The following is a 24,381-nucleotide window of genomic DNA, read 5'->3' as shown; positions in this document are numbered from 1 at the left end:
AGAGGTCGGCGAATTTCGGCAAGGGAAGACTTTCATGGGACACAACAAGCGCAACCGGCACATACTCGCAGCCCTGATCGCATCGACGCTTTCGTGCGGGGCGCACGCCCAGTTTACCCAGAACCTGACGATCCATCCCAAGGCCCTGGCGCTGGGTAACGCGGTAACCGCAGACCCCCCGGGCATCATGGCCGTCCACTACAATCCGGCGGGCCTGACCAAGCTGGATGGTCGCCAGCTGGAAGTGAACCTGTTGAGCGTTTATCTCGACAGTGACGCGGATTTCTATGCGCCGGACGGTTACGAGATCTTCGGCATCGATGGCCTGGAGATCGATCCGAAAACGGGCAAACAGAAAGATCCCGTCGCGAACAGCCACAGCCATACCAACAACGTGGCCCTGTTCGTGCCCGGCTACGGCATATTGAGAATGCCGCCGGGGCCCGCCGTCGCCCCATCGGCGGGTATCAGTATCAATCCACCGGGGTCCAAGCTGACCTTTGCCAACGCCTTCTATCTGCCCATGGCAGCTGGTTTTTACCGAGAAAAGGACGATCCCGGCCGTTATCAGCCCCAGGCAGCGGCGTTGCAGCGGATCACTTACCTGTCGCCGACCGTTGGCTATAAAATCAATGATGCCTGGTCGGTCGGGGCGGGTATCCATCTGTCGCATCAGGGCATTGCGGCGGATCAGTACATGCGCGCTCCGAACATGCTGCTGGGCGTGGCGGAGATCCTGCAGGACGCGTTCAACTGCGAGAGTGGGGACGAACCTCTGCAGCCGTGGCTTGCACTCTGTGGGGGTAATGTCGGTCCCTGGGACGATATCGGTGCGCTCAATATCAAGGTGGAGGACAGCCTTTCTCCCACCTATCACCTGGGCGTGATGTGGGAGCCGACCGACTGGTTCACCTGGGGAGCAAACTACTCCTCGGAAGCCGACATGAACATGAAGGGCACGTTCGAGATCCAGTATACCGATGACTGGTCCGGTTTCTGGCAGAGCGTGAACAGTTCGGTTCTGGGGGCGATCACATCGGCGATCCTGAGCCTGCCCTCCGGCGCGCCGAGGGAGGCGGGTAATGTCAGCATGGATCTGGTTTATCCGCAGCACTTCCAGACGGGGATTAGCGTGGATGTGCATCCCAAGCTCACCCTTAACGCGGACATTGGCTGGACGGACTATGCCCAGTGGGATGCGTTCCTGTTCAGGTTCGATCGAAACCTGGAGTTCCTCAATGCGGCACGGATCCTGTCGCCGGACAATGCCACACCCAACACCCTCAGGTTGCCACTGGGCTTCAAGAGCCAATGGAACTGGGCCTTTGGTGCGGAGTTTCATGCATCTTCCCGCCTGGACTTGCGGGCCGGTGTAGAGATCCGGGATTCGGTGATCCCCGATGACCAGCGGCAGATCATGGCACCGTTCGGCGGGGCCAATCTCTACAGCATCGGGATGGGGTATCGCTGGGACAAGGACACGCAGATCGACATGAATCTCAGCTATCTCCAGTCGATCGAGACAATACCGGCAAACGGCAGTTGTAACGTGAACTGCGATAATATTACCAACATCATCTACAATCCCTATGCGGGGCTGGATATAAAGACATCGTTGCGGGTGGTCTCGGCCGGCTTGAGCTTCCGCACCAAATTCTGATGACTCCTGTCTCGACGACCTGGTGGTAAGCAATGTCCCAATGGCGCCTTGACCAACGCCTGTGTTTCCTGACTCTGGTGACGCTCCTCTCAACCGGCTGTCAGGTCGGCGGGTCCCCGGTCAGTGAAAAGGAAGGCTACTTCACCTGGGTCGATGAACAGGGCCAGGTCCGCTATTCACCCATTCCCGAAGGCGATGGCGATAAAGCTCCAAAAGTCGCCGCCAGCACCCGCCAGAGCAATCCCGCTGCCGATGAGGGCAGCGGGTCGCCAGACGTGCCTGCCGGTCTCCAGGAAGAAGATGAATACACGCTGGAGAACTACCCCGATGCGAACGAACTGGCGAAAAAAGGTTACATTCGCAAGGGTGAGCCCAAGCCGTATTTCACATGGAAAGACGCCGAGGGGAACATCCGTGTCAGCTATTACACGCCTGACACTCGGACCGATCAGCAGAAGGGCCGGATTCCGCCCCCGATTACGCTAACGCCTGCGACAACGCACGAGCCCGGGGAGGGCGGGCTGCCCGAACAGCCAGTGAAGGGTTACGACCCCAACGCTCTGGCCATACTTGGCGCTGACGAAGCCGGAACCTTCTTTACAACCTTTGCCAAAGCCTGCTGCCAGTCCCTCAAAACCGGTGATCGCCAGCCCTGGATCTCCGGACGGGAGTTCGAAGTGGACCTGGATGCGGAGTCGTCGACCCATAAATTTACAACGGGCGAAAGCCCCTATGCGGTCATCGAATTGCCCTGGCCCCGACAACATCCGGACTTTGTGCTCCATTTGAGATCCTACGCCAGCGACGGAGTGTTTGTGCCGTCACTGGTTTTTCTGGATGCGGATTTCCAGCCATTGCGGGTGGTGACGGATATCGCAGCCAGGTTCGTGCCTGAAAACTGGCATTCCCAGGCCTATCTGGAGTCCTGGTTGCCGGTTTTCCCGGCAATTGGCGAACGATGGATGGTCATCTTTACCCGTAACCAGGATCTGGACAATCAGACGGTAACGGAGACCCGGTACGGGCCCAAGGCGATTCCTCATGTGAAGACCGGCGAACTGGGCCTTGAGATGGCATCGGAAGACTGACCGGGACTCAGTCCTCCGGCCGGCTCAGATCAAGCCACGGTTGAGACAGCCAGAAGAAATGGCCATTACCGGCGGGATACGTACAGTTGTAGCGAAACCGTCGGCTATCGAAGGGGCGTGGCGCCTCCACATCCACCCGGCTTTGCCCTTCAATATTTACCTCGATACGCCCCATTCCGGAGGCAAAGCAGGTCAACCGTTCGGGTGACCAGGCATCGCTGAGTGTCAGATCCAGTGCGGGTGGGTTCGAGCGGATCACACTATCCGGCAACGCATTCGCCTCTGTCGGAAAGGCCAGACTGTTCAATTTACTTTTGAGGCTTCCCAATTGTCCGTAGGCATTGGCCATCGGAAACCGGGGCATTCGGGTCGGATCGGACCCGGGACCAATCGGTCCGGATTGTTGGCCATACCCGTACCACTGCCGTTCCGTCAGCTTTTTCTGGAGCCGGACGTCGAATTCCCCGTAGGGGTAGGCAAATAGCGTCGGATCACTTGCGAGGCGGTTCTGAAGGGCCTCGCTTGCCCGATCGAGGCTTTGATCGACGCGCCGGTTCCAGTCTGCGACATCCTCGTCCGGCCGTTGCACCAGGTGCCCATGGTCGGCGCTGTGATTGGCGATTGTCACTCCGGGGCGACGGGATAACGTGCGGAGCTGCTCCCAGGTCATATAACCGGTCCGCCCGACAGCATCGGTGTTGACGAAAACGGTATAGGGAAAACCGTGATCGTCCAGCAGCGGGGCCGCGGTCAGGTAAACGGAGTCGTAGGCGTCGTCAAAGGTGATGGCCACCTCTTTGCGGTCATTCCCCTCAAGCGCTTTCCTGGTGCCTTCTTTCAGCGGCACGACGGGAAGCCCCATCGTCTCAACCATCTTCATCTGTGCCCGGAACAGTGAAACGGAGGTGCTGGTGGATGGCGGGGTGCTGTCGTTGACGTGATGATACTGCAGCACGACAAGGTCTGCTCTGGCATTGAGGCTGGCGGCGGCCAACAGGGACATGAGAAGGCTGTGTTTCAGCATGTTTGCGCGTCCGGTTTGAGGAGTGATCAGGTTGAAGGCTGGAAATGGTGTTTCAGGACTGAGAACGCCTGGTTCAGGTTCTGGACTGTTTCGGTGGTACCCCCGCGATCCGGGTGGGCCTGCATGACCGCCCGGCGGAACCGTCGCTTTACCTCGGCGAACTCGGAAGGAATGAGGTCAAATCCCAGCACTCGGGCGGCCTTCTGGATGTCCTCGGGGGCGGGGCGGGCTGCTGGTCGACCCGACCAGAAATCGTCCATCATTTGGCGGATCGAGTCCTCGGACAGCAGATAATGGTTCAGGTCCAGATAGAAGTTTCTAAGCTCGTCCTGTTGGCCGGGCACACCCGTTCCACCGATCACGGATTCCCGGGACAGCTTTATGCGCAGGGGCGAAATGTCGAGGCGTTCGCCGAATTCGGTCAGTCGATCCCGCAGGCGGTACAGGACGTGAAACAGCACAAAATGCACCGGATACAGCATTTCCGGCTCGTGAAAATTTACCTGTCCCAGCAGCTGCCAGGGCGGTCGCTGCAGCGTTTTGATCAGGTTCAGCTCGTCCATGCCGTCTGGTGAGCTTCGCAATTCATGCTCAACGGCGACCAGCAGGTGTTCGATCTGCCGGTTGAGGGCGGTTTCTGCCTCGGCCGACCTGATCGTCTCTTTTAAAGGCATCTCGGTCATGAGGCTATGGTAGGGGAGAGTTCGCTCTCAGGAAAGTTTTGCCAGTTCCGGCAGTCCGCCAAGGAAAAGGACCGTGGAAAATCGTGCGGCCCGCTCGGCTTCCTGTTCCGCTGATTCGGGAGCATTGTGGGCCCTGCGAGCCACCGACAGGCTCATCTCGTAGGCCACCCCGAAAAAACTGGCGCACAGATACTCGTAGTCCACGGAAGGCAGAAGACCACGCTCCATCGCATCCCGTACATCCTCTTCCAGGGACGACATGGCCAGTTCAAGAAGATTAGAGCCGAACAGGTTTCTCAGTGCCCGGTCATTCTGGCGAGCCAGTTCATAGACCAGCGGATCCCGGGCCGTCGCCTGGTAAAGGCCGAGGTAGGCACGGTGGACAAAATCCTCCGTCGTGTGGGCGGACCGGCGATTCCGGACCAGGCCGTCATTCAGGCGAGTCAGGAAATCGGTCAGGAGTGTGGCGAAGATGTCCTGCTTGCTCGTGAAATAATTGTAGAAAGTGCCTGTGGCAAGACCGCTGCGCTGGACAATATCCCGGATCGTGGCCCGGTCGTAGCCGAGTTCCCGGAACGTGTCCCTGGCGGATGTGAGAATGGCTTTGCGATTGCGGATGCGATTGCGTTCCCGCCGGCCGATGGCAGCGGTTTCGTCCTGTAACTTATCCATGTTGCTGACCTGTCCCTGAATCCCTGTGACGCGTATAATCGCGGGTTCACTGATTTTACGAACGTGGTTGTTATGTCCGAAACGATGATCGCCCAATCTCCTGAGCCTGTTACCGCATCCGAGCGGGAACGTCGACAGAAGGTGGAAATCAACAAGCTACAGAAGCGTCTGCGCCGTGAAGTCGGTCAGGCCATCGCTGATTTCTCGATGATTGAGGCGGGCGACAAGGTTATGTGTTGCCTGTCCGGTGGCAAGGATTCCTATGCCATGCTCGACATTCTGCTGAATCTGCAGAAGAGCGCCCCGGTGTCGTTCGAACTGATTGCCGTTAATCTCGACCAGAAACAACCGGGTTTCCCGGAAGACGTACTGCCGGAATACCTCAGTTCTCTCGGGATCGAATATCACATCATCGAGAAGGACACCTACAGCATTGTCAAGGAAAAGGTCCCGGAAGGGAAGACCACGTGTGGCCTTTGTTCCCGCCTACGTCGTGGAATTCTTTACAATTTCGCCGAGGAGCACGGGGTTACCAAGATCGCGCTGGGGCATCACCGTGATGACCTGCTCGAAACGCTGTTCCTGAATATGTTCTACGGCGGCAAACTCAAATCCATGCCCCCGGTCCTGCACAGTGACGATGGTCGTAACACGGTCATACGTCCGCTGGCATACAGCCGTGAGAAGGACATTGCGCGTTATGCCTCGTTGAGGAAATTTCCGATCATTCCCTGCAATCTGTGCGGATCTCAGGAAAACCTTCAACGACAGGTGATCAAGGAGATGTTCCAGACCTGGGACAAGCAACACCCCGGTCGTCTGGAAACGATGTTCCGGGCCATGTGCAATGTGGAGCCTTCCCACCTGGCGGACCCGGATCTCTACGATTTCAGGGAAGGCCGGCGTCTTGGCGGCAAGCGCCAGTCTGTCAATACTGCCGAGCCGCAGGCGGATCAGAACTTTGGTCGCCTTGATGTGCTGAATATCTAGAACAGAGGCAGGGTCCAGAAACCGAACGCAATCAGCAATACAGCCGTCGTTTTGCGAACGAGCTGGCTCGCCTGGAAGTCCCTGAGGCGGTTGGCCGCGAATCCGGTCGCCAGCATAGAGGGCAGGGTCCCCAGGCCGAAGCAGAACATGGTCAGACCGGCCGACGTTACGGTCGGTTGGAGGGCAGCCCATCCCAGGGTGCTGTAGACCAGCCCGCAGGGAAGCCAGCCCCACAATGCCCCGAGCGCCAGGGCCTGGAGCGGGTGATGGACCGGCATCAGTTTCCGCGTCAGCGGTGCGAGTCTTGCCCAGACCGGCGCTCCGACCCGTTCAATGTGTCGAATCCCCTGCCACCACTGTCCCATGGACAACCCCATGAAAATCAGCAGAAGGCCTGCGATGGTTCTCAGGATCGTGCCGGCTGACGCCCACTGTTCCGCAGCGCCGGTACTCAGGCTGGCAATCAATACGGCGATCAGGGTGTAACTGGCGATGCGGCCGAGGTTGAAGCTGAGCAGCATCGCCGACTGCCGGATCCGGAATCCCCGACCAACGGGTAGGGTCATGGACAACGAGGCGCTGATGCCACCGCACATGCCGAGACAGTGGGTGCTTCCCAAGAGCCCGATCATGAAGGCGCTGGAGTAGCTGAGGTAGAGATCGGCCGCCATCAGGAATCGGATTTTTTGCCGTCGCTGTCCTCACCGGAGTTGGCAGATTCCTCCGGATTCTGTTTCATGTCGGGCGTCTGGGCGTCTTTCGGGATCATTTCCTTGTCGTCATCGTAGAGGATCCGATGAGCCGGGCCTTCCAGATCGTCATACTGGCCGCTTTTCACCGCCCATGAAAAAAGGCCGATTCCAACGGCAACGAGAATCAGCATCAGCGGTACAAGGTAGAGAACGCTTTCCACAATTCAGTCCTGCTTTCGGTTCTGTTTCTACATTATCAGGAGAGTGCCTCGGCACCAACATCCGTAGTGACCGGTGCCCCGGCCGATTTACCCGATCCCAGCCGGATCGCGTTCAGTACCACAATCAGTGAGCTTGCGGACATGCCAATGGCCGCGAGCCATGGAGGCACCTGTCCGGCTATGGCAAGGGGCAGTGCTCCGAGATTGTAGACCAGTGCCCAGGCGAGGTTCTGGCGGATTACCCGGCGTGTCCGCTTGCTTACTTTCAGGGCGTCCAGCAGTACCATCAACTGGCTGTTGAGTAGCACAGCGTCGGCTTTGAGCTGGGTCAGGTCCGCTGCAGTTCCCATGGCCACGGATACACCCGCGCCGGCCATTGACGGGAGGTCGTTCAGGCCGTCGCCGACCATCATGACCCGGTGGCCCTGATCCCTGAGACCCTCGAGCACGGACAGCTTCTTTTCCGGTGACGCCTGGCCTATGGCTTCGTCAATTCCCAGAAGGCCGGCAATATGCTGAACGTGGCTGGACCGATCGCCGCTGAGCAACATCGTCCGGATGCCTGCTCCCTGGAGTGCCTGAATCGCTGCCTTCGCATCCTCTCTGGGCTGGTCGTCGAGCTGGAATCTGGCCAGCCATGCATCATCGGAAACCAGCCAGACTTCCAGCCCCTGGCCCGGCTCATGATCCGGCGGTGGCGCACTGGTGTGTGCCAGGACAAAGTCGAAATGCCCGATAGCGAAGGTCTTTCCGTTACGTTGACCGGTCAATCCGCCCCCCAGATGATTCTCGACGGTTGCCATTGTGGTCGACGGAAGACCATGAAACACCCGCGCAATCGGGTGTCCGGAGTGGCCTTCCAGCCCCGAGGCCAGTGCCAGGCAGTCTTTGTCGCTGAGTTCCGCGAGCGTTTGTGTCTTGACCAGGGACAGCTCCCCGCGGGTGAGGGTACCGGTCTTGTCGAAAACCACCGTATCGATATCGTTCAGGGATTCTATGGTGTGGCCACGGGTCGGCAGGAATCCGTCGCGACGCAGCTTCATGGTGGCGGAAGTAATCGCGGTGGGGGTCGCCAGTGACAGGGCACAGGGGCAGGTGACCACCAGAACGGAGAGTGTAATGTCGAAGGCATTGTGGGCACCGGCCAGCAACCATCCGATCCACACTACGGGAGCGAGGATCAGGACCCGGGCGACGAACTTGCCGGCAATCCGGTCCGCCATATGGGCCACCGGCGGTTTCTCCGCCTGGATGCGATCCAAAATCCGGAGAATTCCGGACAGGCGGGTCTGCGCTCCGGCCTTCTCGACCCGGATGTCGAGGGCATTCTCGCCATTGACGCTGCCGGCATGGACGGTATCTCCGGGGCCTCTGGATTCGGGCAGATACTCGCCGGTCAGAGCGGCTTCGTTGAGCGTCGACTGCCCGGTCACGATTATGCCGTCCACGGGCAGCGTCTCCCCGGGGCGGACCCGGACAATGTCGCCGGCTTGAATGTCGTGGGTGGGCACCAGATCGGCATCGTCTCCGGCGACTCGGATTGCCACCGCTGGCTGGAAACCCGCCAGTGCGTTGCCGGTCAGGCCGGCCCGGTAACGGGCCATGACTTCGACGTAACGGCCAAGCAAAAGGAAGAAGGTAAACATGCAGACGGATTCAAAGTAGACCTCCTCTCCACCCACGATGGTGACCCAGGCGCTGGCGGCGTAAGCCAGGCCAATGGCGATGGCGACCGGAACGTCCATGGTGAGGTGACGGCTCCGGATATCCCGCCGTGCGTTCTGGAAAAAGGGCCGGGCGCTGTAAAAAACCACGGGTGTTGCAACCAGGAGGCTGAACCATCGGAAAAAGGTGACGAACTCCGGCGAAAGCCCATTGATCATGTTGAAATACAGCGGGAACGCCAACATCATGCTCTGGAACGACCCGATGCCGGCAATCGCCAGGCGAATCAACATGGAGCGGTGTTCCGCCTTGAGTTGCTTTTCCAGTTCATCGGCCTGGTAGGGGCGGGCCGTATAGCCGAGTTGATGAATGGCGATCAGGAGATCGCTCAGCCGGGTTTCCTCCGGAGACCAAACCAGGGTCGCCCGCTGGGTGGTGTGGTTAACATTGAAATCCAGTACGCCAGGCTGCTTTTTCAGATGGTTCTCAAGGAGCCAGATGCAGGCAGCGCAGGTGATGCCGCCAATCAGTAACTGGGCCTCCTGGCCGGCTTTGACCGGGGACACGAACGATTTCTGGACCAGAGGATGGTCCAGTTCCCGGAGTCGATTGAGTTCTGCGTCGCTGAGTTCCCGGGGTGTCGCCGCCGGTTCGGTGCGGAAACGGTAGAAGCCATCGAGGCCTTCCTGGCGAATGGTTTCGCAAACGGCCTTGCAGCCGCGGCAGCAAAAATACCGGAGCTCGCCATCAAGCTCCAGAGTAATGGGCGGGGAACCGTCTGCGGGCTCCCCGCAATGGAAGCAGGGAGTGATACTCACCCCTGAATGGGCTTGTCAGCCTGCAGTGTGAGTGTCGAACCCTCCGAGGGCAGCTGAAGCTCTCCTTTTATCTGCCAGTCATCGGCGGGATCACGCAGCATGTAGTACCAGCGCCCCTTGATGTCTTTCAGCAGCTTGCCCGAGTATAGCCCGTTGCCGTTCGAATTGAACTGGATCGTCCGGTCACGCCCGGCGAGCGTCGGGTGGTACAGGGACAGTATCAGGTACTGGTAATCGGCAGGGCCCTGATCGGATTTGAGCCTGAGGACAAGATCCCGCCCTTCAAAGGTCAGTGCCCCGACCATTCCCATGGTGTAGGCCTTCTCATCCTTCTTCAACTCCATGTTGATGGCCAGACCTTTCTTGGAATAGTCGTCTGTCACCATGGTGTCTTCCACATTGGCAGCGATGATGATCATCACGACGCCCCAGACAATGGTAATCAGGGGAAAAAACGCGATAAACCAGAACCAGGGCTGGCGATACCATGGGGCGACCGGGGCGTTAACGCTCATACTGAACTGTCTCTCGAGAGTAAATTTGGGTCACGTGTCCGAACTCAGCGCTTCTTGGGACCGACAAATCGGCTTTCAGTTTCAAGATTCAGCGAAGAATCGGTCTGTGATTTGGCAAAGAACCGGATTTTGCTGTTGGTCTCCGAGATTGCGTCCGGCGGAACGTCAACCACCGTCGGCAAAGACCGGTTCTCGCCGCTCTTCACGTTTACCTGAGTGGTTGTCAGAATACGGATGCCTTCGAGGCCACTCACGGAAATGGTAAAGGTCTGGGGCACTTCCGTCATGTTGGCTATCTTGAGGGTGTAGGAATTCTCGATCCGGCCCTCGCCATTGAAACTGTAGAGTGACCCACGATCCCTGAGTGCGTCCATCTGTCCGGGGACACGGGTAGCCAGGGTGAAAATGATGGCACCGATCATGGTCAGCAGAACCGCACCGTAACCAAAGGTCCTCGGGCGAAGTAGCTTCGATGTCTTACCTTCCAGTTCGTTCTCGGTAGTATACCGGATCAGGCCTTTCGGATAATTCATTTTATCCATGACCTCGTCGCAGGCATCAATACACAGGGCACAGCCAATGCATTCATACTGCAGGCCGTCCCGGATGTCGATGCCGGTCGGACAGACCTGGACACACTGCCCGCAATCAATGCAATCGCCCAGGCCGACCTCCGAGGGTGCCACGCCTTTCTTCCGGCTACCCCTCGGCTCACCACGATTGGGGTCGTAAGATACGACCCGGGTGTTGGGGTCGAACATGACCGACTGGAAACGCGCATACGGACACATGTACAGGCAGACCTGCTCGCGCATCCAGCCCGCATTCAAATAGGTCGCTACCATGAAAAACGCCACCCAGAAATACGCCCATCCGTTTGCCTGCAGGGTGAAAAGATCGACGATCAGCTCACGGATCGGATAGAAATAGCCGACGAACGTGAGTCCCGTTGCCAGTGCTATCAGGAGCCAGATCGCGTGTTTCGCCGATTTCTTGAGTAATTTTTCCGAGGAGGTCGGGGCCCGGTCCAGCTTCATTCGCTTGTTCCGGCTGCCTTCAATGCGCTCCTCCACCCACATGAAGATGAAGGTCCAGACCGTTTGCGGACAGGTATAGCCGCACCAGACCCGGCCAAACAGGGTGGTGATGAAGAAAAGTCCGAAGGCACAGATGATCAGCATGCCCGAAAGCAAGATGAAATCCTTGGGATAAAACGTCGCACCGTAGAGGTGGAACTCACGGGCCGGCAGGTCGAAATGGATCAACGGCTGTCCGTCGATGGTGATCCATACGAACAGAAAGTACATTCCCATGAGAGCCATGAGGCTGACGTTACGAATTCTCTGGAAGAAACCCTTCACTTCCTTCACGTAGATCTTTTTGCGACTGGCATAAAGCTCTACGGTCTCTGATTTTTTGTTTTTATTGGAGGGATCGGAGGAAGGGTCAACCTGTTTGACCGGAATCTCACTGCTCATCGTTACCTCCCGATGAAATGGTAAAGCGGGGAGCGGGCCTCGGAGGGTCTGCGGATCTGTTCAAGCCTGTGTCCGAAGAGGACGGGCACAGGGTTGAAAAGACCCGGCCAGAAAGCATCTGGCCGGCTTTTTTCAGTTGGACAGGCTGTACACGTACGCAGCCAGAATCTGGATCTGATCATCGGTCAGACGACCCTGCTGGGCAGGCATCTGGTTCTGACGACCATTCATGACCGTTTCCTTGATCCAGTCGTAGGTGGAACCATACAGCCAGGTGTTGTCCGTCAGGTTCGGCGAACCGATCCCCTGGTTACCCTTGGCATCGGCACCGTGACAGCCGGCACAGGCCTGTGCGAACACCGCTTCACCCGCCTTGGCGGCTTCTGCGTCTTTTTCACGACCGCTGAAACTGAGGACGTAGTTCACCACCTGGTCGACCTGCTGGTCGGTCATCGAAGGCATCAGGCCCTTGGCAGGCATGTTCCCCATCCGACCGTTCTTCAGGGTGTGCAGGATATTGTCCGGCGCGCCACCGTAGAGCCAGTCATCGTCAGTCAGATTGGGGAAGCCCACCTGACCGCGAGCCGCGCTGCCGTGGCATACCGCACAGTTATTGGCAAACAGGCGCTGACCAATTTTCAGGGCATCCTCGTTCTTCGCCAGTTCAGGGACTGGCGTACTGCCGTACTGGGCGTAGATTTCACCGTACTTCTCTTCGGCCGCTGCGACTTCCGCTTCCCACTGGTTGTGGGACGTCCAGCCGAGCAGGCCCTTGAAGCTGCCCAGACCCGGGTAGAGAGCCAGGTAGCCCAGACTGAAAATACAGGTAGCCAGGAAGAGGTAGAACCACCACTTGGGCAGCGGGTTGTCATACTCTTCAATGCCGTCATAGGAATGACCGGTAGTACGATCCGTTTCAACGTCGGTGGTCTGGCTCTTGCGAGTTGCAAAGAGAAGCCACATGCAGCCGAAAACAGTACCGAGCACGATCACGCTGATCCAGACGCTCCAAAAGGTACTCATTGCTTTTTCTCCGTTTTTTCCTGTTCGAGAGTACGCTTGTCTACTTCGTCGTCGCTGAACGGCAACTGGGCAGCCTCATCGTTCGCCTTTTTCCGGTGGGAACTGTAGGCCCACCAGATGATGCCGATAAAGACTGCCATGATCAGCAGTGTGTGATAGCCGCGTAACTCATTGATATCCATTGGAATCACCGCTTTTCAGAAATGACAGTGCCAAGATGCTGCAGATAGGCGACCAGGGCTTCGATCTCGAATTTGCCCTTGACCTCGCTCTCAGCATTGGCAATCTGCTCATCCGTGTAGGGCACACCGAGTGTCTGCAGGGTCTTCATCTTGTCGGCCGTCTTGGTGTAATCCACCTTGTCTTCGAACAGCCACGGGAACGCCGGCATGATGGATTCCGGCACGACACTCCGGGGATCGTAAAGGTGCTGGCGCTGCCAGGCATCGGAGTAACGACCACCGACACGTGCCAGGTCAGGCCCTGTACGTTTTGAGCCCCAGAGGAACGGCCGGTCGTAGACGAACTCGCCGGCAACGGAGTAGTGGCCGTAACGCTCGGTTTCGGAGCGGAACGGGCGGATCTGCTGTGTGTGACACACGCTGCAGCCTTCGCGGATATAGATGTCCCGTCCTTCAAGCTGGAGCGCGGTGTAGGGCTTGAGGCCCTCCACGGGTGTATTGGTTTCTTTCAGGAAGAAGAGGGGAACCACTTCCACCAGGAACCCGCCGCTGATCGTCAGTACGATCAGGAGGATCATCAAACCAAGGTGCTTTTCAATCAGTTCGTGTTTCATCTGGTCCTTCTCCCTCAGGCAGCCTGGGCTGCTGCGTTATCCTGGGCCACCGCCTGCTTCTGGCGAACGGTCATGTACACGTTGTAGGCCATGAGCAGCATGCCGCTCAGGAAGATCGCACCACCGATCATGCGTACCAGATAACCGGCGTGGGAGGCTTCGACGGATTCCACGAAGCTGTAGGTCAGGGTGCCGTCTTCGTTGACTGCACGCCACATGAGGCCCTGCATGATGCCGTTGACCCACATCGCAACGATGTAAAGCACGGTCCCGACAGTGGCCAGCCAGAAGTGGACGTTGATCAGGCGGATGCTGTACATCTCGACCATACCCCAGAGGCGTGGAATCAGGTGATACATGGCGCCGATGGAAATCATGGCAACCCAGCCGAGGGCGCCGGAATGAACGTGGCCGATAGTCCAGTCGGTGTTATGTGACAGGGCATTGACGGTCTTGATCGCCATCATGGGGCCTTCGAATGTCGACATGCCGTAGAACGACAGGGAAACCACCAGGAAGCGAAGGATCGGATCGGTGCGCAGTTTGTGCCACGCGCCGGACAGGGTCATCATGCCGTTGATCATGCCGCCCCAGGAAGGTGCCAGCAGGATCAGGGACATGATCATGCCTGCGGTCTGAGCCCAGTCTGGCAGCGCAGAGTAGTGCAGGTGGTGGCCGCCGGCCCAGACATAGGTGGCAATCAGCGCCCAGAAGTGAACAATCGACAGACGGTAGGAGTAGACCGGACGGTTGGCCTGCTTGGGAACAAAGTAGTACATCATGCCCAGGAAGCCGGCGGTCAGGAAGAAGCCAACCGCATTATGTCCCCACCACCACTGCATCATGGCGTCGGTGACGCCGGCATACGCAGAGTAGGACTTGAAAGCGCTGGCGGGCAGTTCCAGGTTATTGCCGACGTGCAGGACGGCAACGGTAATAATGAAAGCGCCGTAGAACCAGTTGGCCACATAAATGTGCTTGGTCGCACGCTTCATGATCGTGCCAAAGAAGACCAGGGCATAGGCTACCCAGACGATTGTGATGGCGATATCGATCGGCCACTCAAGCTCTGCGTATTCTTTACTGGTCGTGAAACCCATTGGAAGGGTAATGGCTGCCGATACCAGGATGGCCTGCCATCCCCAGAAGGTAAACGAGGCAAGACCGTCAGAGATCAGACGAGCCTGGCAGGTTCTCTGTACCACATAATAGGACGTGGCGAACAGAGCCGATCCGCCGAACCCGTAGATTACTGCGTTGGTATGCAACGGACGGAGTCTTCCGAAGTGACTCCAGGCAAAGTCCAGATTCATTGCGGGCCACACAAGTTGGGATGCGATCAGCACGCCCATACTCATGCCAACAATGCCCCAGACTACAGTCATGATGGCGAATTGCCTCACCACCTTGTAGTTGTACGTCAGGTTTGCATTTACTGTGCTCATAGCCTTACCAATGGGTTTAGGATGGGGAATTATGCGGAGGCAAGTATGGATAAACCATTGCATCTTTGCAATGACTCAGATCAAAGCCTGACATCCGTCAAATTCCCCGAAATCAGTGGTCTGGAGCGGATTCAGGGGGCTTTCTGCCTCGCGGTTTTTCGAAAATACCCGTAATGTTTATGTCTTCCCTGTCATGATAGCCCCGATGAACCTAAAGGTGGTCGAAGTGGAGTTGATTAAGACCAATTGCTATGTATCCGGTCCCGACGTAGTCCTTGTTCTCGCCCATGGAGCAGGTGCTCCTGCGGATTCGGACTTCATGGAGCTACTGGCTGCAGCACTCGATGAAGAAGGCGTGGCGGTTGTCAGGTTCGAATTCCCCTATATGCAGAAAAGGAGGGAAGACGGGCGTAAACGGCCTCCGGATCGCCAGCCTGTCCTGCTCGACTGTTTTTCCGGGACGCTGGCACAGGTCCGTGAAGAGGTCGGGGAGTCGGTCCCGATATGGATCGGTGGGAAATCCATGGGAGGGCGTATGGCCAGCATTCTGGCCAGTATCAGTGCGCCCGTTGATGGCGTGGTGTGCTACGGCTACCCATTCCATCCGCCCGGCAAGCCTGACAGATGGCGAGTCGACCACTTCCCCCGGATTCACTGTCCGATGCTGATCCTGCAGGGGACTCGCGATCCATTTGGAAAACCCGGCGAGCTGGAGGCGCGTCAGCCGGAATTGGGCGGATGTTCCATCACGTGGCTCGACGGTGGAAACCACGATTTCAAACCGCTCGCCCGTTCCGGGCAAAGCCAGGATGATCTGATTCGGGAGGCCGCGCGGCAGACGCGGCTCTTTATCCGGCAGGCCCGGGTGCCAGATCTGTGACCGGGGCCTCCGAGATGACCACTCGATTGCGACCTGAGGATTTTGCTTCGTAGAGAGCGTCGTCGGCTCTCCGGAAGAGGGCGTCACGGTCTTCATCCGTCCGCAGCTCGGCAATACCCGCACTGAGGGTCAGGTTGACCGGTGTTCCGTCCGGACCCTCAATGGGGACATGCCTCATGTCGTGCAGGATTTCCGAGCACACCTTTTCTGCACCCTCGCGGTCGGTTCCCGGCAGTAACAGGGCAAACTCCTCGCCGCCAAACCGGATCGCAACATCGCGGGGCCGTTTGGTGTGCCGGGTGAGAACATCGGCGATTCGACGCAGACACTCATCACCAAAACTGTGGCCCCAGGTATCGTTGACCGATTTGAATCGATCCGCATCGATCAGCGCCAGTGAGAGGGGGTTGCCGGTGCGACGCGCTTCTGCACAGAGTTCGGGCAGACAGTTGTCCAGGTGGCGTCGGTTGTACAGGCCGGTAAGTGCATCATTGAGCGACAGGTTGGACAGAGTCCGGTTTGCTTTTTCCAGCTCGCGCATGGCCTTTCTCAACTGGGCCGTCCGCTCGTGTACCTGGACCTCCAGTTCTGTACGGGCGTTGTGCTCCACGTCCAGAAGCTTCTGGTTAAGGAGGCGCCATCGCTGCACCATGGCGTAGTTGAGAAGAATCACCTGCCCACCGATCGTGATCTGCATCAGGGACTCGCTGGCCAGGAAATCCGTGAGATAGCCAAACGCCGCGAGCGCATAGATCAGGCCGCCCAGCAGCATGACCATCCAGGCCAGCAGGTACCAGATGGCCGGCTGGTATCCCTGCCGCCACCGGACCGCCGCACAAACGAACAGGCTGGCGATCACCGCGAGCGCCAGTACCGTATTCGAGAGGATGGTCTGGTGATAGGGCAGAAAGAGGGTGACCGCCACCGCAACAACACAGGCCCAGGCCTGAAACTTCAGGGTCCGATCGGCCGCAGACCCCCGGATGACTTCCAGGAAGGATCGCCCGAAGAGTGTCATGGCCAGGGCGCAAAGTCCGAGCAGCAGTGGGATGGCGGTGTTCGCGAAGTCCGGGTTATCCGGCCAGAAATACTGGTTCGCAAAGCCCCCCATTGCGAACAGGAACAGGCCCATGCTTGCCATGTAAAACGCGTTGTAGAAATAGTAGAAGGTGCCTGAGCTGAAAAACAGCAACAGGTTGAATGCGGCAAAGATCGCGACAGCGCCGTAAAAGAGTCCATGGGTCAGGGTCAGGTGATTACTGCTTTCGATCACTTCCTGAGGGGTTTCCAGGGTCAGCGGTATATTCAGCGCACCGCTGCTGTGAACCCGAACGGTGATGTCCGTGGTTTCTCCCTTGTCCAGGGTGACGGGGAGCAGGAAATATCGATAATCTATGCCGCGTGACGAGAAGGGCAGGCGGTCACCGGTAACGATGGGTCTGGAATTCCGGGCGGGGCTGGATTGCCAGAAGGTGACCTCATCCAGCAGCGGGTAATTCAGTTTGAGGTACCAGCGGAATGGTCCGCTGGATTGGTTGGTCAGATGCAGGCGGAGCCAATAGGTCGACTCGGTATGACTGAAGACCAGGTCGTGACCATTCGCCCGGGTCCATTTCATCGTATCCGGCAGTTGGTCAGGGGCTGTTGCCTCATAGGCCTGCTGTCCGGGATCGGCAATGTGGTAGCACACATACTGCATCAACCGGACCCGTGCGGATGGGTTGGAGGCATCCAGCGTGGGGCATCGGTCCTGGCGTGCCATGCTGTCAGCAAGCGACGGGCCCGCAAGGCTCAACAGCAGAACGAAAGACAGCAACCGCGTGATAAGTGCCATACGGGCATCCACAGAGAAAAACAGAGTCAGAGTGTAGCCAAGCTACACAGCTTACACTGTTAAACAGATTCAAATTTGCGGCTTGGTGTCGCAGCCGATCAGGAGCACCATGGAACAGATTCTTGCATTTTGCCGCCCGGGGTTTGAGGCAGAGGCCGGGCAGGAGCTGGTCGATTCGGCCATGTCGGCAGGACTTTATGGGTATTTTCAGCCCGAGAGGGATCGCGGGCTGGTCCGGTTTTACCTGACCGGGCCCGAGCAGGCGGAGACGATGCTGGAGCGGGTCAGTATCGACACCCTTGTCTTCGTCCGGGATTGGCTGATCGTGCTCGAGACTCTTGGTTTGCCCGGCGAGGATCGCGTCGGTGCCGTCATCGACGCCCTGAAAACGCACGCCTCGTTCAAGCCCCGTTGCGCCAGGGTCGAAGTGCGATTACTCGAGAACAATACCGACCGGGATCTCGGTAACTTTGCGCGCAAGTGGGTGGCGCCTCTGTCTCGGGGTCTTCGGGGTGCAGGTCTGATAGGCGAGTCCGATTCCGAGGCATCCGCTCGTCTGGAAATTGTTCTGCCGGATTTCGACAACGCCATCATTTGCTTCAGTCTCACGGCAAACCGTGCCCGCTATGCGGGCGGTATCGTCCGGCTCCGGCTGCCGGCCTCGGCACCGAGCCGGTCTGCACTGAAGCTGGAAGAGGCGTGGAAAGTATTCCTGCCGCCGGAACGGGAGCTCGACTACCTGGGCGGTGGCAAGAAGGCAGCCGATCTCGGCGCAGCGCCGGGGGGTTGGACCTGGCAACTGGTACGTCAGGGCATGTCTGTGTATGCGGTGGATAACGGCCCAATGAATGCGGACCTGATGGCCACCGGCCAGGTCGAGCATGTCCGGGCGGACGGCTACAGCTGGCGTCCACACCGCGGGATTGACTGGATGGTCTGCGACATCGTGGATCAGCCGCGGAAAACCGCTCATCTGGTCGTGGACTGGGTTGGCTCGGGACTCTGTCGCTATACCGTTTTCAACCTCAAGCTGCCAATGAAGAAGCGGTACGAAGAATGGCTGATCTGCCGGGATATCCTGGACGAGGGACTCAGGGCGGCTGGTATCGGATACCGGTTGCAGGCGCGCCACCTGTACCATGACCGCGAGGAAATCACCTGTTTTATTGAGCGAACCGGTTAGGCAACATACTGTTCCAGCACGGTGATGCTCTCGTCGCGATCCATCATGGGAACCAGTTCGGCCATCAGCTGCTTGCGCTCTTCCGAGTGGTACCAGCGGTCCCAGTCGGCTTCGGAGCGCCAGTTGGCCAGCGTGATCCGGTGGTCCGGGTCGTGGGCATCCAGCAGGGTTTCACCTGATATGAAGCCCGGCGCAGAGACCGCATGCTGTAGAATAATACGTGCCTGAAGCTCGTAGTTGGATTCCAGTGATTCGGCAATGTGGCGTTCGATCAGAACCCGTATCATGGTGATCCTCCTTTTTGACAACCACCCTAAACACGACTTTAGCACCGATTGTCGAAAAATCAGCCTACTCAGACGGGAGAACAGACGTTGACCACAGATCACTATGACGCTGAGCTTGATGCCCGGGGGTTGTTCTGTCCCGAGCCAGTCATGATGCTCCATAACCGGATCAACGATGTCGAGCCGGGCGGTGTGTTGCGGATCGTGGCCACGGACCCATCGACCACCCGGGACATTCCCCGTTTCTGCCAGTTTCTTGGCCACGAGCTGCTGTCCCGGAGCGAGCAGGACGACGAGTTTGTGTATCTGATACGGCGTGGCGATTAGGCCTACAGCGCCCGCGCCACGGATTTGAGATGATCAAGAAATTGGTCACGGTCCATCTCGCCGAGAACCCGCTGCTTTTTCAGCTCCTGTCCGCGGTCGTTGTAAAAAAGGATGGCCGGCGGGCCGAAGATGCCCAGCTCGTTGAGCAGCGCCTGTTGCTCAGGCGTGTTATCCGTGACGTCAATCTGCAGCAGGGTATAGGGCCGCAAGGCTTCTCCGACACGCCCGTCGCGGAACACCGTCCGTTCCATCACCTTGCATGAAATACACCAGTCGGCATAGAAGTCCAGGACGACTGGCTGAGCCTGACCGTTGGCCCGATCAAGCAGCTCCCGCAGCCGTTCCGGTGAGGCGACCCGCTGGAAGTCGGCGCCGTCCGAGGGAAGGTTGCCCGCGCTCGCCATCGATAATCCCGTAAACGGGGCCAGCGGCCTCAACGGATCGGATGCGCCGCTGAGGGCCCCGGCAAGGAGAGCGAGCCCATAGGCAAACAATACCAGCCCGAGACCTTTGCGAGTGCGTTCCCAGCCCGCCTTCGCAGCATCAAAGGCGCCAAGTTGGACACCGGTAATGCCGACAAGCAGGCCCCATAGCAGCAGCGTCAGCCACGCGGGGACCATCCGCTCCAGTAGCCAGATCGCGACCGCCAGCATCAGGACACCGTAAAAATGCTTTACGGTGGTCATCCAGCGACCATTGGCCGGAAGCATCCGGCGGCCGCCGACCGAAACGAGGATCAGTGGTACGCCCATACCAAGTCCCAGGGCAAAGAGAGCCAGCCCGCCGATGACGGCATCCTGCGTGGTAGAGATGTAGAGCAGACTGCCTGCCAGTGGCGCCGATACACAGGGAGACACAATCAGCGCCGACAGCGCACCTATTCCGAAAATGCCCGCCACCCGGGATGCGCTGAGCCGGTGGCTGGCGTTGTTGAGGGAGTCCCTCAGGAATCGGGGGAGCTGGATATCAAACAGGTCGAACATCGACAACGCGAACAGGACGAAGACGGCGGCGAACGTTCCCAGAATCCAGGGCGATTGCAGCTGCGCCTGCAGGTTAAAGCTTGCTCCGAGCAGGCCAGTGATCACGCCGGCTGCGGCGTAGGTCAGCGCCATGCCGAGCACGTAGGTCATTGACAGGAGAAGCGCATGCCCGACGGTACGGGTGTTATGACCCGAAACCAGAGTCGAGATGATTGGCACCATCGGCAGGACGCAGGGGGTGAAGGTCAGCCCAAGGCCCAGGAGAAAAAACAGACCGACAATGACCGGTGCGGAACTGCCGGCGAGGAAGCCCGCGAGGCCGGTGGCGGACTCTGTGTCCAGCGGTGTCGAGGAGCCGGCGGGCGGCGACGGGTCGCCGGTCGCCTCTGACGGCGCCGGGGCAGAGGCGCTGTCGCCGGGATAGTAGAGGACGTCACGGGTCTGGGGCGGGTAACAAAGGCCCGCTTTCGCACACCCCTGGAAGGTAACCCTGAATGTTGCTTCCGTGGTTCCCTCCGGAAGGGTAACGGGCATTCGTGCGGTTACCGGCTCATAGAACACCGTGACTTTGCCAAAGTAATCGTCCTCGGTGATTTCGCCGTCCCGGGAAAAGCTGAGAGGGCCGGTCGAAACACCGTCGGTTGATGCCTCCACCGAAATACGCCCCTTGTAAAGGTAATATCCCGGGGCCACGTCCCAGTTGAGAACGAGGGAACCGCTATCCGTGGTGTAATTGAAGGGCAGGGCCTTTTCCACCGGCAGGAAGTCGTTGTTGGTGCTGAAGAAGCCGGAGCCGGAGTTGCCGAGAGCGGAGGCGTTGGGAGCCAGCAGGAACAGTATGAGGCCCAGGGTCGCCAGGATCGCGGCTTGTGTTGACAGGTTACGGTCGGCCAGTGTTTTGGCAGTCATCTGGATTGCAAATTCCTGTTGATCGTTTTTGGGCGAACCTCATGTCGCCCGCGAATGACATCGTTCCGGTGGCAAAGTTCCCACTGGTCTGGTATTAGGCCGGGTAAAGTCGCACAATAGCCTCCCAATGAACCACAGTCCGAACGATCTTATCATGCTGTTCAATGACCTGTTCCGGGAAGATTACCGGACGATTCTGGTCAGGGGCGGCTCAGAACCCGAATACCTGCCTGCGGATCAACCGGAAGGCCTGGCGCAGGTCGTGTTTGCGCATGGATATTATGCCAGCGCGTTGCATGAAATCAGCCATTGGTGTATCGCTGGGGCCCACCGTCGTACCCTCCATGACTACGGATACTGGTACTGCCCCGATGGCAGAACACCGGAACAGCAGGAGGCCTTTGAGCTGGTAGAGGTCAAACCCCAGGCCCAGGAGTGGCTGTTTTCCCTGGCTGCAGGCATTCGATTCCACATCAGTGTGGATAATCTTTCCGGGGATGGCGCCAGAGATGAACGACGATTCCGGAACAATGTGCTGGAACAGGCCATCCGGTATCGGGAAAGGGGCCTTCCGGAGCGCGGACAACGGTTTTTCGACACACTGCAGTCATTTTACGGAACCGCACAGGATTTTGATGAATCCTGGCGGCGGGACGTTCGACGTCTGGTTCCATCCCATTCGATTTCCGACAGATCAAGGAATACAGAAGCTGTATGACATCTGACCCAAAACATACCGGTGACCTCAAGTTCAGCGACCTTAACCTGGACAACCGCTTGCAGGAGGCCATCAAGGCGATCGGCTTTGAATACTGTACGCCGATCCAGGCCGAAACGTTGCCCTGGACCCTGGCCTGCGAAGATCTGATTGGCCAGGCCCAGACCGGTACCGGTAAAACGGCTGCGTTTCTGATCACCGCCATCCAGGCACTGCTGGAGACCCCGATTCCCAAGGAGCAGCGTTTTGCCTCGGAGCCCCGGGTTCTGGCACTGGCGCCTACCCGCGAGCTGGCGTTGCAGATTGCCAAGGATGCTGAACAGTTGTGCAAGCACACCGGTCACAATGTCGTCACCGTGGTTGGAGGGATGAACTATGACAAGCAGCGGGATCAGCTTCAGAATGACGTTGTCGATATTCTGGTGGCCACGCCCGGTCGCCTGATCGATTTTCTCGGCTCGCAGGACGTCTTCCTCGATCAGATCGACATTCTGATACTGGACGAAGCAGATCGAATGCTCGACATGGGCTTCATTCCCGACGTGAAGCGGATCATTCGCAAATGCACGCCCAAGGACGACCGCCAGACGCTCCTGTTCAGCGCAACCTTTAACCAGGACGTTCTCAATCTCGCCTCCATGTGGACGCGGGATGCCGAGTTCGTGGAAATCGAGCCGGAGCAGAAAACCGCCGAGAGGGTCGAGCAGAGCGTCTACCTTGTCGGAGAGGACGACAAACTCCGCGTCCTGGTCAATTACCTGAAGCGTCCGGAAGTCGACAAGGCCATCGTGTTCGCCAACCGACGCGATCAGTGTCGTGATCTGGAGGAGGACCTCAAAAATCAGGGGGTCAAGGTGTCCTTGATGTCGGGTGAGATTGCCCAGAACAAACGCCTCCGGACCCTGGACCAGTTCAAGAAAGGCGGTATTCAGGTTCTGGTGGCCACCGATGTGGCCGGGCGCGGAATCCATGTCAACGGCGTGACCCATGTCTTTAACTACAACCTGCCGGAAAATGCTGAAGACTATGTGCACCGGATCGGCCGAACCGGCCGTGCGGGGAGTACCGGTGTTTCCGTGAGTCTGGCCGATGAGGACGACTCCTTCGCGCTGCCCGCGATCGAAAAGTACATCCAGCAAAAACTGAAGACCGAGGTGCCGAGTGAGGATCTGACGTCGCCGCTGGAGAAACCGCCGATTACGAGGAAGCGAGGCGGGCGCAGAGGTTCGGGAGGCCGGCCCCAGGGCGGACGCGGTCCCCAGAGATCGCGAAGAAACTGAGTCGGGGCGGGAAAGACGAGCGATGCTGATTGTAGCCGACGAGAACATTCCCCTGCTGGACTCCTTTTTTGGTGATATCGGCGACATACGTCGAGTCCCCGGCCGGAGCATGAATGCAGAGGACGTCCGGGATGCCGATATTCTTCTGGTCCGCTCGGTCACCCGGGTCGGCCGGGAACTACTGGAAGGCAGTCGTGTCCGGTTCGTGGGCACCGCAACCATTGGTACCGATCATGTCGACGTCGACTGGCTCAGGGAGCAGGGCATTTATTTCTCGGCGGCGCCGGGCTGCAATGCCAACAGCGTGGCGGAGTACGTTTTGTCCACACTCTCGCTCTATGCCGAACGGAAAGGTCTCGCGGACTGGTGCGATCTGAGCGTCGGTATCGTCGGCGTTGGCAATGTGGGCGGCCAGCTGGCATCGATGCTGGGCCGGCTGGGTTTCGAGGTTCGTCTGTGCGACCCGCCCCGGGAGGCGCAGGAAGCGGGCCAGTCTGGCGAGTTTGTGAGTCTGGCCGAGGCCCTGGAGTGCGATGTTGTGACGCTGCACACACCGCTGACGCGTTCATCAGAGCACGCAACCTACCACATGATTGGCGCATCGGCGCTGGCGGCGCTCACCTCGGACCAGTTGCTGATCAATTCGGGCCGGGGCGAGGTTGTCGATGGTGCCGCACTGAAGCAGCGACTGTCGGCCGGCGATGCTCCGCTGGTGGCTCTGGATGTCTGGGAGAGGGAGCCCCGGATAGAACCGGATCTGGTTGACCTTGTCTGGCAGGCAACACCGCATATCGCAGGCTACAGCCTTGAAGGCAAGGTGCAGGGCACCGAAATGGTTTACCGGGCGCTCAGTCAGTTTCTCGGGTTGCCTGTCCGCAAAAAGGCCGGGCAGTTTCTGCCGGAGCCGCCCCTGAACAAGGTGTCGTTCACAGGGTCTGTGGAGGAAGGACAGGCCATTCGTATTGCCCTGAGATCCTGCTACGACCCTCGCCAGGACGACGCCCGACTGCGGTTGGCGATGAAGGGGAGCCTGGAAGAGCGAGCCGAGGCTTTTGATCGCCTTCGCCGTGATTACCCGGTTCGTCGGGAGTGCTCCAGCCTCAAGGTTCAGTTGAAGGGATCCAGCCGGTCGCTGCAGGATAAGTTCAGGGCGATCGGCTTCAAGCTCAAAATCTGATCGTTCGATCTGTCTTTCGCGGCCAGGGGCCGG

At 58.6% G+C, this 24,381-nt stretch carries 24 protein-coding genes; 9 read left to right on the top strand and 15 right to left on the bottom strand.

The window, feature by feature from the left end; all coding sequences use genetic code 11:
• Positions 1 to 34 precede the first annotated feature (34 nt).
• Together MSNKSG1_RS07550 and MSNKSG1_RS07545 are read left to right on the top strand one after the other, a co-directional pair.
• A complete protein-coding gene (locus MSNKSG1_RS07550; protein WP_008938661.1) occupies positions 35 to 1,660 on the top strand; it encodes an OmpP1/FadL family transporter in 1,626 nt (541 codons plus the stop codon).
• A 32-nt stretch (positions 1,661 to 1,692) separates the two neighbouring features.
• A complete protein-coding gene (locus tag MSNKSG1_RS07545; RefSeq protein WP_008938660.1) occupies positions 1,693 to 2,748 on the top strand; it encodes a MalM family protein in 1,056 nt (351 codons plus the stop codon).
• A gap of 7 nt (positions 2,749 to 2,755) precedes the next feature.
• On the opposite strand, the gene MSNKSG1_RS07540 is transcribed toward MSNKSG1_RS07545, so the two are convergent.
• The 3 genes from MSNKSG1_RS07540 to MSNKSG1_RS07530 are packed head-to-tail and all read right to left on the bottom strand — an operon-like array spanning position 2,756 to position 5,127.
• Positions 2,756 to 3,772 (bottom strand): polysaccharide deacetylase family protein, encoded by a 1,017-nt coding sequence (locus MSNKSG1_RS07540; RefSeq protein ID WP_008938659.1) that lies wholly within the window; start codon positions 3,770 to 3,772, stop codon positions 2,756 to 2,758.
• 26 nt (positions 3,773 to 3,798) lie between these two features.
• A complete protein-coding gene (locus MSNKSG1_RS07535) occupies positions 3,799 to 4,455 on the bottom strand; it encodes a DNA-J related domain-containing protein (protein ID WP_008938658.1) in 657 nt (218 codons plus the stop codon).
• A gap of 27 nt (positions 4,456 to 4,482) precedes the next feature.
• Positions 4,483 to 5,127: a TetR/AcrR family transcriptional regulator gene (locus MSNKSG1_RS07530; protein WP_040886803.1), complete on the bottom strand. Its 645-nt coding sequence runs from the start codon at positions 5,125 to 5,127 to the stop codon at positions 4,483 to 4,485.
• A gap of 84 nt (positions 5,128 to 5,211) precedes the next feature.
• On the opposite strand from MSNKSG1_RS07530, the gene ttcA reads away from it, so the two are divergent.
• Positions 5,212 to 6,117, top strand: a complete 906-nt coding sequence (ttcA, locus tag MSNKSG1_RS07525; protein WP_008938656.1) for a tRNA 2-thiocytidine(32) synthetase TtcA — start codon at positions 5,212 to 5,214, stop codon at positions 6,115 to 6,117.
• Here the strand turns inward: ttcA and MSNKSG1_RS07520 are convergent.
• The 9 genes from MSNKSG1_RS07520 to ccoN form a co-directional block, all read right to left on the bottom strand.
• Positions 6,114 to 6,788, bottom strand: a complete 675-nt coding sequence (locus tag MSNKSG1_RS07520) for a sulfite exporter TauE/SafE family protein (protein ID WP_008938655.1) — start codon at positions 6,786 to 6,788, stop codon at positions 6,114 to 6,116. The genes ttcA and MSNKSG1_RS07520 overlap by 4 nt on opposite strands.
• Positions 6,788 to 7,030 carry a cbb3-type cytochrome oxidase assembly protein CcoS gene (ccoS, locus tag MSNKSG1_RS07515; protein ID WP_008938654.1) on the bottom strand — a complete coding sequence of 81 codons (243 nt, stop codon included), beginning with the start codon at positions 7,028 to 7,030 and terminating at the stop codon, positions 6,788 to 6,790. Before ccoS ends, MSNKSG1_RS07520 begins: the two co-directional genes overlap by 1 nt.
• Before the next feature lie 35 nt (positions 7,031 to 7,065).
• Positions 7,066 to 9,513 (bottom strand): heavy metal translocating P-type ATPase, encoded by a 2,448-nt coding sequence (locus tag MSNKSG1_RS07510; RefSeq protein ID WP_008938653.1) that lies wholly within the window; start codon positions 9,511 to 9,513, stop codon positions 7,066 to 7,068.
• Entirely contained in the window at positions 9,510 to 10,028 is a 519-nt protein-coding gene (locus MSNKSG1_RS07505; RefSeq protein ID WP_008938652.1) for a FixH family protein, read from the bottom strand. Before MSNKSG1_RS07505 ends, MSNKSG1_RS07510 begins: the two co-directional genes overlap by 4 nt.
• Before the next feature lie 44 nt (positions 10,029 to 10,072).
• Positions 10,073 to 11,506, bottom strand: coding sequence for a cytochrome c oxidase accessory protein CcoG (gene ccoG / locus MSNKSG1_RS07500; protein WP_008938651.1), 1,434 nt, complete (start codon positions 11,504 to 11,506; stop codon positions 10,073 to 10,075).
• Between the two features lie 132 nt (positions 11,507 to 11,638).
• Positions 11,639 to 12,529, bottom strand: coding sequence for a cytochrome-c oxidase, cbb3-type subunit III (gene ccoP, locus MSNKSG1_RS07495; RefSeq protein WP_008938650.1), 891 nt, complete (start codon positions 12,527 to 12,529; stop codon positions 11,639 to 11,641).
• On the bottom strand, positions 12,526 to 12,711 hold the full coding sequence (locus tag MSNKSG1_RS07490; protein ID WP_008938649.1) for a CcoQ/FixQ family Cbb3-type cytochrome c oxidase assembly chaperone: 186 nt from the start codon (positions 12,709 to 12,711) through the stop codon (positions 12,526 to 12,528). The genes ccoP and MSNKSG1_RS07490 overlap by 4 nt, the downstream gene beginning before the upstream one ends.
• A 5-nt stretch (positions 12,712 to 12,716) precedes the next feature.
• Positions 12,717 to 13,325: a cytochrome-c oxidase, cbb3-type subunit II gene (gene ccoO / locus MSNKSG1_RS07485; protein WP_008938648.1), complete on the bottom strand. Its 609-nt coding sequence runs from the start codon at positions 13,323 to 13,325 to the stop codon at positions 12,717 to 12,719.
• A gap of 14 nt (positions 13,326 to 13,339) precedes the next feature.
• On the bottom strand, positions 13,340 to 14,770 hold the full coding sequence (ccoN, locus tag MSNKSG1_RS07480; protein WP_008938647.1) for a cytochrome-c oxidase, cbb3-type subunit I: 1,431 nt from the start codon (positions 14,768 to 14,770) through the stop codon (positions 13,340 to 13,342).
• 205 nt (positions 14,771 to 14,975) lie between these two features.
• Here ccoN and MSNKSG1_RS07475 point away from each other — a divergent pair, with 205 nt between their 5' ends.
• Positions 14,976 to 15,650 carry an alpha/beta family hydrolase gene (locus MSNKSG1_RS07475; protein WP_051067769.1) on the top strand — a complete coding sequence of 225 codons (675 nt, stop codon included), beginning with the start codon at positions 14,976 to 14,978 and terminating at the stop codon, positions 15,648 to 15,650.
• Here the strand turns inward: MSNKSG1_RS07475 and MSNKSG1_RS07470 are convergent.
• A complete protein-coding gene (locus MSNKSG1_RS07470) occupies positions 15,619 to 17,484 on the bottom strand; it encodes a sensor domain-containing diguanylate cyclase (protein WP_008938645.1) in 1,866 nt (621 codons plus the stop codon). The two genes, MSNKSG1_RS07475 and MSNKSG1_RS07470, sit on opposite strands and share 32 nt — an antisense overlap.
• A gap of 109 nt (positions 17,485 to 17,593) precedes the next feature.
• On the opposite strand from MSNKSG1_RS07470, the gene rlmM reads away from it, so the two are divergent.
• Positions 17,594 to 18,667 (top strand): 23S rRNA (cytidine(2498)-2'-O)-methyltransferase RlmM, encoded by a 1,074-nt coding sequence (rlmM, locus tag MSNKSG1_RS07465; protein ID WP_008938644.1) that lies wholly within the window; start codon positions 17,594 to 17,596, stop codon positions 18,665 to 18,667.
• On the opposite strand, the gene MSNKSG1_RS07460 is transcribed toward rlmM, so the two are convergent.
• Positions 18,664 to 18,954, bottom strand: a complete 291-nt coding sequence (locus tag MSNKSG1_RS07460) for an antibiotic biosynthesis monooxygenase family protein (protein ID WP_008938643.1) — start codon at positions 18,952 to 18,954, stop codon at positions 18,664 to 18,666. The two genes, rlmM and MSNKSG1_RS07460, sit on opposite strands and share 4 nt — an antisense overlap.
• A gap of 87 nt (positions 18,955 to 19,041) precedes the next feature.
• Between MSNKSG1_RS07460 and tusA the strand changes: the two genes are divergently transcribed.
• Entirely contained in the window at positions 19,042 to 19,281 is a 240-nt protein-coding gene (tusA, locus tag MSNKSG1_RS07455) for a sulfurtransferase TusA (RefSeq protein WP_008938642.1), read from the top strand.
• 2 nt (positions 19,282 to 19,283) lie between these two features.
• Here the strand turns inward: tusA and dsbD are convergent, their stop codons facing one another.
• On the bottom strand, positions 19,284 to 21,173 hold the full coding sequence (gene dsbD, locus MSNKSG1_RS07450; protein ID WP_008938641.1) for a protein-disulfide reductase DsbD: 1,890 nt from the start codon (positions 21,171 to 21,173) through the stop codon (positions 19,284 to 19,286).
• Positions 21,174 to 21,300: 127 nt separating this feature from the next.
• Here dsbD and MSNKSG1_RS07445 point away from each other — a divergent pair, with 127 nt between their 5' ends.
• Genes MSNKSG1_RS07445 through pdxB form a run of 3 tightly spaced genes read left to right on the top strand, consistent with a single transcriptional unit; the run spans position 21,301 to position 24,348 of the window.
• Positions 21,301 to 21,891: an elongation factor P hydroxylase gene (locus MSNKSG1_RS07445; RefSeq protein ID WP_008938640.1), complete on the top strand. Its 591-nt coding sequence runs from the start codon at positions 21,301 to 21,303 to the stop codon at positions 21,889 to 21,891.
• A complete protein-coding gene (locus MSNKSG1_RS07440; protein ID WP_008938639.1) occupies positions 21,888 to 23,171 on the top strand; it encodes a DEAD/DEAH box helicase in 1,284 nt (427 codons plus the stop codon). The genes MSNKSG1_RS07445 and MSNKSG1_RS07440 overlap by 4 nt, the downstream gene beginning before the upstream one ends.
• Positions 23,172 to 23,193: 22 nt before the next feature.
• The gene (gene pdxB / locus MSNKSG1_RS07435; protein ID WP_008938638.1) at positions 23,194 to 24,348 is read left to right on the top strand and encodes a 4-phosphoerythronate dehydrogenase PdxB; all 1,155 of its coding nucleotides are present in this window, start codon (positions 23,194 to 23,196) and stop codon (positions 24,346 to 24,348) included.
• Positions 24,349 to 24,381 lie beyond the last annotated feature (33 nt).

Source organism: Marinobacter santoriniensis NKSG1 (genome assembly GCF_000347775.1).
In the GTDB taxonomy this organism is placed as follows: Bacteria; Pseudomonadota; Gammaproteobacteria; order Pseudomonadales; family Oleiphilaceae; genus Marinobacter; species Marinobacter santoriniensis.
This window is presented reverse-complemented; position numbering and strand designations above follow the sequence as displayed.

Bases quoted from the DNA above. Each gene is read 5' to 3' on its own strand.
- MSNKSG1_RS07550 (WP_008938661.1), top strand. From the start codon at position 35: ATGGGACACAACAAGCGCAACCGGCACATACTCGCAGCCCTGATCGCA.
- MSNKSG1_RS07545 (WP_008938660.1), top strand. From the start codon at position 1,693: ATGTCCCAATGGCGCCTTGACCAACGCCTGTGTTTCCTGACTCTGGTG.
- MSNKSG1_RS07540 (WP_008938659.1), bottom strand. From the start codon at position 3,772: ATGCTGAAACACAGCCTTCTCATGTCCCTGTTGGCCGCCGCCAGCCTC.
- MSNKSG1_RS07535 (WP_008938658.1), bottom strand. From the start codon at position 4,455: ATGACCGAGATGCCTTTAAAAGAGACGATCAGGTCGGCCGAGGCAGAA.
- MSNKSG1_RS07530 (WP_040886803.1), bottom strand. From the start codon at position 5,127: ATGGATAAGTTACAGGACGAAACCGCTGCCATCGGCCGGCGGGAACGC.
- ttcA (WP_008938656.1), top strand. From the start codon at position 5,212: ATGATCGCCCAATCTCCTGAGCCTGTTACCGCATCCGAGCGGGAACGT.
- MSNKSG1_RS07520 (WP_008938655.1), bottom strand. From the start codon at position 6,788: ATGGCGGCCGATCTCTACCTCAGCTACTCCAGCGCCTTCATGATCGGG.
- MSNKSG1_RS07505 (WP_008938652.1), bottom strand. From the start codon at position 10,028: ATGAGCGTTAACGCCCCGGTCGCCCCATGGTATCGCCAGCCCTGGTTC.
- ccoG (WP_008938651.1), bottom strand. From the start codon at position 11,506: ATGAGCAGTGAGATTCCGGTCAAACAGGTTGACCCTTCCTCCGATCCC.
- ccoP (WP_008938650.1), bottom strand. From the start codon at position 12,529: ATGAGTACCTTTTGGAGCGTCTGGATCAGCGTGATCGTGCTCGGTACT.
- MSNKSG1_RS07490 (WP_008938649.1), bottom strand. From the start codon at position 12,711: ATGGATATCAATGAGTTACGCGGCTATCACACACTGCTGATCATGGCA.
- ccoO (WP_008938648.1), bottom strand. From the start codon at position 13,325: ATGAAACACGAACTGATTGAAAAGCACCTTGGTTTGATGATCCTCCTG.
- ccoN (WP_008938647.1), bottom strand. From the start codon at position 14,770: ATGAGCACAGTAAATGCAAACCTGACGTACAACTACAAGGTGGTGAGG.
- MSNKSG1_RS07475 (WP_051067769.1), top strand. From the start codon at position 14,976: ATGAACCTAAAGGTGGTCGAAGTGGAGTTGATTAAGACCAATTGCTAT.
- MSNKSG1_RS07470 (WP_008938645.1), bottom strand. From the start codon at position 17,484: ATGGCACTTATCACGCGGTTGCTGTCTTTCGTTCTGCTGTTGAGCCTT.
- rlmM (WP_008938644.1), top strand. From the start codon at position 17,594: ATGGAACAGATTCTTGCATTTTGCCGCCCGGGGTTTGAGGCAGAGGCC.
- MSNKSG1_RS07460 (WP_008938643.1), bottom strand. From the start codon at position 18,954: ATGATACGGGTTCTGATCGAACGCCACATTGCCGAATCACTGGAATCC.
- dsbD (WP_008938641.1), bottom strand. From the start codon at position 21,173: ATGACTGCCAAAACACTGGCCGACCGTAACCTGTCAACACAAGCCGCG.
- MSNKSG1_RS07445 (WP_008938640.1), top strand. From the start codon at position 21,301: ATGAACCACAGTCCGAACGATCTTATCATGCTGTTCAATGACCTGTTC.
- MSNKSG1_RS07440 (WP_008938639.1), top strand. From the start codon at position 21,888: ATGACATCTGACCCAAAACATACCGGTGACCTCAAGTTCAGCGACCTT.
- pdxB (WP_008938638.1), top strand. From the start codon at position 23,194: ATGCTGATTGTAGCCGACGAGAACATTCCCCTGCTGGACTCCTTTTTT.